Here is a 6,119-nt window from a genome sequence, read left to right on the forward strand (position 1 = left end):
GCCGAGACACCAGCGTCGGAATCGATTCAGTTCGCGCTCAGCGTCCGTTCGATACGCACCCTCCTCGCCGGCGTCACCCTTCCCCTTGTCCGTGAGATACTTCGTGAACGTGTCCTCGATCGGCGTCTCGACAGAGCGACGGCCCGTCATTGGGCCTCCGGAGTGTGGGGGTTGTGTCGTCGGACCACCGCTGCGGACGCGACGATCCGGACGGAGCGACTGTGTGGGGAAGCGTCGGGCATAGTTTTGGATCTGGCTCGTTTGGGGCCACGGGTGGGGGTCACTAAGAGTTTACTCTGTCTTACGCAACTAAGACAAAGTAATTTATTCCGCCGGATATTGGAACATCTGTGAGAATACCGGCTGATTTCGGCCGCTAGAACGCTTCTAGTCCGAACAGGGCGATCAGTAAATCGGATATCGCTATACACAATTAGACCCGTGGTGTTCCCCACAGTTTCGGAAGATGGGTCATTTTTGGCCAAATTCTTGCTGATCAGTGGTTCAATTCAACAACCGAAAGCTGCTTTCAAACGCTTGTCGACATACTGTTGGGTCAAAGGTTGGAAAATACGTGGATTTTAGCGCTGCTGAATAGGGTTGCCACTCCCGAACCGCAGACTCAGCGAGGGTTCAGCTGATCAGTCGTGCGGGATCAACGCCGAGGCAACGAGCTCAACACACTCACCCGCAGTCAACACGGGTGCGTAGTCCATCTCACCTCCCACGCCCGCTTTCAGCAAGAAGTCGGTGAGCCGCCAGATATTGTACAAGAGGACCGCGAACACGAAGTAGAACAGGCGAACGCGGTAGTCTTTCGAGGAGGTCTTCGCGAGAAAGTCGCCCTTGATCGATTTGTACTCACTCTCGATCTGCCACCGGCGGCTGTAGCGCTGACAGAACGCCTCGGCCTCATCGGGACCGACTCGGAGATTTGTCGCGAAGACGGCCGTTCCCTCTCCACTCGTCGACGGCACGTACAGGAGCCGCATTGGATGCGAACCAGATTCCACATGGACAGAAGCCGACTCAACGGCCACCTCTTGGTCGTCTTCCTCCATTTGTTCGAGTACATCCTGTTCGGAGCTGGAGACCCGCTTGGGTATGAGGTAGTTCACATCGAGGTTTGAGAGCGTCTGAAACACGCGTATCGAATCGAACTCCCGATCACACAGCACTGTCTCGATTGGAACGTGCTCTTTTGCTCGTCGAACGAGCCGTCGCACAGTACGATGGATCTGATTCGACGGGTTCTCATCCCACTCAGAGCTCTCTCGAACCGGTTCCACGGCAAGAACGAGCGGGATATTCTGTCCGATGATCGAGAGCGTTGCGAATTTGAACGCTCGACCGTCTCTGTCCTTGGTCCCGCTGACCATCGGCATCTCTTCGACCTCTCCGTAGTAGGGAATGGTGGTGATGTCGATCGCCGCAGTGACTGGACGGCGGAATGTGGATTCAGAAGCGATGACCGAGAGCAAGCGATCCGTCGTCTCGTTAAAGCCGTCCACGAGCTCGTCAGGATCGAACTGCTTGACTGCGCGGAGATGAGTATCACCGTGGGGGACGTACTCTTCACCACGCCGGTACTGGAAGCGAGTCGCTCCCTGCGCGGTTCCGCACCGGACCATCCCCATGAACGTCTGTAACTCCTCAGCTTTGAACGTTGAAGTAGGAGCATGACGTAGGCGGTAGTGAAGACGGATGATGCCGATTACGGACTTCTCCGACGCTAACGTTCAAAGCTGAGTTGCTCATACGTCCCGCGCCCGCGTCGAGAGAGACCGCGAGAGCGCGACCAGCGGTCGCGCTCGCGGCCTTTCAAGCCGGCTGAGACGTAGAACTCGTCAATTTCGACTGGTCCGACGAGCTCGAGTGACGGCGCGTCGAGCGCTTCGCCGAAGCGCTCGACACGCCTGTGGATCGTTTTGTAGGTGACCTCGATTTCGCACTGTAACTGCCTAAGACTCGTGTTAAAGCGCAAAAACGCGTAGATCGAAAACAGCCACTTGCGGAGCACGATCTTCGAATGAGCGAAGATCGTGCCGGTTTTATCGTTGAACGTGCGGCCGCAATCCTTACACAGATACCGCTGAAAGTGCCCGTAGCTGCCGTTTCTGACCGTCCGGTCAGAACGGCAGCGAGGACAAGAAACGCCGTCACGCCAGCGAACCTGCTGTAACAGGTCCGCTGCGACCGGCTCCGACCCAAACGCATCTAGCGGAATCATTCGTGTCGGACACCGCTGACGCGGTGTCCTTGTCCTCTTCGACTCGATAGCGACAGCTCAGCAGTATCAACAATCTCCTACAGAAGAGCGTATAATTTAAATACTGATTTGCTTTCTGGTATTTTTGATGTGACCCAACGCTGCTTACCCACTGCTATTTGCGATCGCTACACCTTTCGGCAGTCGGAAGACGACCGAGGCTCGACTCACGGTCCCGTTGTCTGCTCGTGCTGTTGCCACGACGACCATGGATACCTGTGTACTGCCGGTAGTTCCGATCCAGACGAGTGACAGATAGCTCGACGAGTCCAAGGAAAGCGCGGTAGTGGTGCGGTTCTCCGTTACCGTGTCTGTCACAAAGACGACCGCGATTACAGTGACGTGTCACACGGATACCGAAGCACATTAAAAAATAGAAAATGACATCTTTCGTATTTTAAGGACATCACAGTGGAGTGATCCCGTATCCGACCACTATCGATCCGAGACATTCGCGGCGAGGATCTGTATACATACCGGCGCACGAACAGTCGTCGGCGCGTCCAGTCGGCGCAGTTCCCCGTTTTCGATTGCAAAGGGGATCACATCATCAGTATGCTGGTGGCAGACGAACAGACGTGTTCCGTCAGGACTGATTCGAAAGTTTCGGGGCCACTCCCCGCCCGAGGGAGTGACGTCAGTACGCTCCACGTCACGAGGGTCGTCACCGACCGCGACGGTTGCCAGCGAGTCGTGACCGCGGTTCGACGTGGACACGTACTCGCCGCCGGGGTGGACCTGCACCTCCGCCGCTATCGTTCTGTCGGCGTCTACCTCCGGTGGAAGCGTCGAGACGGTGACTTCGACCGACGGATCGCGGGGGTCAGCGTGATCGATAACCGTCATCGTTGCGTCGAGTTCGTTCAGGAGATAGCCGACGGGGGCGTCCGGGTGCGAGGCGAAGTGACGAGGACCGGCACCCGGGTTGACGGAGACAGCCGCGTCCGCGAGGTGAACGAGCTCTCCGTCGTCGCGGTCGAGTTCGTAGACCACGAGCGTATCGGTCCCCAAGTCGGGCACGTACACGATCGAGTCTGTGACGAACCACGCCGAATGAGGGTGTGGCGCAGTTTGGCGGTCAGGGTTCGGTCCGGAACCCCCGTGTTCCTGCAGGTCGACCGGACCGGCGAGTTCCCCCTCCGCTGTCAGTGAGAGTAACGCGACGGACCCGCCGACAAAGTGGGAAACGACGGCGTACTCCCCTAGCGGGCCGACGGCGACGTGGCAGGGGCCCGCGTCGCCGGTTGCACTCCGATCACTCCTGTCGAGAGCGCCGGTGGCGGGATCGACGTGATAACTGACGGCAGAGCCGTCTTCGCGTTCGTTGACGGCTACGAGGTACTCACCCGAGGGGTGAAAAGCGAGGAACGATGGATCCGCCTCATCGGCGGCGTCGATCCGTGGGAGTGCCCCGTCAGTCTCGATCCGGTGCGTGGTGATTCCTTCGCCGCCCTCTCGGGTATACGAACCGATGACCGCGATGTCTCCGTTACCCATCATTCTCCAGGTCCCGCCAGCTGTGTTCCGGTTCCCACCCGAGGAGTGTCGCAGCCTTTGAGAGTCCGAGGATCGCCTCGTGGCCCTCCAGCGCTCTGCGGGCCTCGGCGTCGGGATAGAACTCCGCCACGAGTTCTTCGGTGGGCGCGTCGGCCGTGGTGTCACCGGCGACCGCCCAGAACACCTCGTGACCATCGAAGTCGGCCGCTACCGCCCGCCGTGCGATTGACGCCGCGTCCGGCATCGCGAGGTACGAGAACAGCACGTCCCGACCCGTGGCAGGGTGAACGTCGTCGAGAACATCGAGGGACCGGTCCGGTTCGAGGAAATACTCGCGCATCTCCGCTTCGGTCGTGACCCATGGGTACCGTATCGATGCGATCGAGATGTCAGTCGACGGGCGTCGGGCGAAGCCGTCGGCCGTAACCTCCATCGCGTGCTTGGCGATTCCGTACGGATCGTCCGGTGTCCGGGGGTGGTTCTCGTCGAGTGGGACGTATCGGACATCGGCTGGACGCTCCTGATGTTCGCTCCCAATCGCGTTGATACTGGACGGGAGGACGACCGATTCGAGACCGAGCGACTCTGCCGCCTCCATGATGTGTTTGGCCGACAGCACGTTACTCTCGTACACTCGATAGTCGGGATTGCTGTACGGGTCGGGAATAGTCCCCATGTGGATCACGGCGTCCGCGTCCACCTTCGCGAGTGCCCCGTACACCTCGCCAGCGTCCAGCAGATCGGTCGTGATGTAACGGTCGGAGACGTCCTCGCGTTGTTTTCCACGCGCGATGTTCGCCGTCTCGTAGCCGTACTCATTCAGATGGGCGATGATCGCCTCACCGATCTTGCCGTTTCCTCCGGTCACTGCGATGGTGTCTACTGTCATGGATCGTGTGGTATCAGTCTCTCAGCTCTCTTCGAGCAGTCCCTTGATGTAGCCGATTGCGAACAGTCGACCCATGTCGGTGTAGCCGGCCATGGCGTCTTCCCGGTCCTGTTCGCCAACCATTCGCGGGACGTGGTCGGGACGGATCGGCCCGTCGAAGCCCACGTCTCGGTAGGCCTCGATGGCTGCCTTCATGTCGGTCGGCCCCTCGTCGTGCCAGGTCTCGACGAACTCGCGTTCGTCACCCTCGACGTCGCGAAAGTGGACGAAGTGGATGCGGTCGCCAAACTCGCGGATCGCCTCGATGGTGTCCCCCGCCATCGCGGAAAAGTTGCCCTGACAGAACGTGACGCCGTGGCGCTCGCTGTCGGACATGTCGAGGATACGCCGGTAGTCGTCGACGGACTGGACGATTCTGGGAACGCCTCTAACGGGCGAGGTCGGCGGGTCGTCGGGATGTAGTGCGAGGTTGACGCCGTACTTCTCGGCGACCGGCACCACCTCGTCGAGGAAGTACTGGAGGTTCTCCCAGAGTTCCGCCTCGGTGATGTCCGCGGCCTCGTGGTCGGGCGCCCGCTCCATCCAGTCGTGGTCGTATCCGATCCGCTGTGAGTCGCCCCGGCCCGGGAGGGAATCGGACGTCCGGATCACGCCGAGCGGATTCTCGGTCCACACCCAGCAGTAGGTGTCGATCCCGAGCCGGCCCATGTTCTCGATTAGCGTCTTGACGGTCTCAATCTCCCCGTCGCGGCCCTCCTCCCCGAGGACGGTCTTCTCAATCGGGGGGCGGTCCTCGACCACGTCCAGCGAGAAGCCGTGGTCGGCGAAGCGGGTGACAGTACGCTGAAGAGTGTCGTACTCCCACCAGTTGTTGACTCCCCAAAAACGGACGACAGCGGTGTCAATACCGAGTTGCTTCGCAATGGTCCAGCGTCGGTCTGGCTTCGGCGGGAGCATTACGGTCGGATTCATGTCGTAGCGGTCAGTCATTATGTTCGTGATCGTGAAGTGTCGATCGCCGAGCTATATAAGGATTGTCAGCACCCGTACTACGCACTACCTGGGTGGCAGTTGTGCTCAACATCCGGTAAGCAGAGGCGACAAAGTCATCGCCCCGTTCCGTCGGGAGCCGGTTCTTGTACCAGAGGGTAGCGCCACAGTATAGACCGGTACATGCGAGGAATTGGTAATTTCAGTACCTCACAAAACTGCTCTATTGAAAATGTGGTACTGGAGCGGGATCATAGTGTTTTGGTGAGCTTCTTGAGGTTGTTGAGGGCCAACGAGAGGACGATCTCACGGAACTGTCGGTGTGAGTCGCGGCACGCCGCGACGAGCGTCAGTTGGTCACCGTGACGCCCTCGCCAGCGTGATCGGCCAGTGCGCGACGAGCCGCCGCGAGAACGGCTGTTTCGCGGCGGCTCTTGACCTTTGTAGCCAGAACAGACTTTGCCAGATTCGTCG

Annotated in this window: 3 protein-coding genes and 3 pseudogenes; all 6 read right to left on the reverse strand. The window is 59.5% G+C overall.

Annotation, left to right across the window (positions count from 1 at the left end; genetic code table 11):
* Positions 1-641: 641 nt before the first annotated feature.
* Positions 642-1,652 (reverse strand): annotated as a pseudogene (locus Z052_RS18325) (transposase); the annotation flags it as partial.
* Positions 1,653-1,750: 98 nt separating this feature from the next.
* A pseudogene (locus Z052_RS18330) lies at positions 1,751-2,230 on the reverse strand (transposase); the annotation flags it as partial.
* 474 nt (positions 2,231-2,704) lie between these two features.
* Positions 2,705-3,769, reverse strand: coding sequence for a lactonase family protein (locus Z052_RS21150; protein WP_099289318.1), 1,065 nt, complete (start codon positions 3,767-3,769; stop codon positions 2,705-2,707).
* Complete coding sequence (locus Z052_RS18340; RefSeq protein WP_099289319.1) at positions 3,759-4,655, reverse strand: NAD(P)-dependent oxidoreductase; 897 nt, start codon at positions 4,653-4,655, stop codon at positions 3,759-3,761. The genes Z052_RS21150 and Z052_RS18340 overlap by 11 nt, the downstream gene beginning before the upstream one ends.
* Positions 4,656-4,676: 21 nt before the next feature.
* A complete protein-coding gene (locus Z052_RS18345; protein ID WP_394338391.1) occupies positions 4,677-5,627 on the reverse strand; it encodes a mannonate dehydratase in 951 nt (316 codons plus the stop codon).
* Between the two features lie 269 nt (positions 5,628-5,896).
* A pseudogene (locus Z052_RS18350) lies at positions 5,897-6,119 on the reverse strand (hypothetical protein); the annotation flags it as partial.

This window comes from Halorubrum sp. C191 (assembly GCF_002727095.1).
Lineage (GTDB): Archaea > Halobacteriota > Halobacteria > Halobacteriales > Haloferacaceae > Halorubrum > Halorubrum ezzemoulense.

What these genes read in the sequence shown, in the direction of transcription:
- Z052_RS21150 (WP_099289318.1), bottom strand. Translation starts at nt 3,769, where the DNA reads ATGATGGGTAACGGAGACATCGCGGTCATCGGTTCGTATACCCGAGAG.
- Z052_RS18340 (WP_099289319.1), bottom strand. Translation starts at nt 4,655, where the DNA reads ATGACAGTAGACACCATCGCAGTGACCGGAGGAAACGGCAAGATCGGT.
- Z052_RS18345 (WP_394338391.1), bottom strand. Translation starts at nt 5,627, where the DNA reads ATGAATCCGACCGTAATGCTCCCGCCGAAGCCAGACCGACGCTGGACC.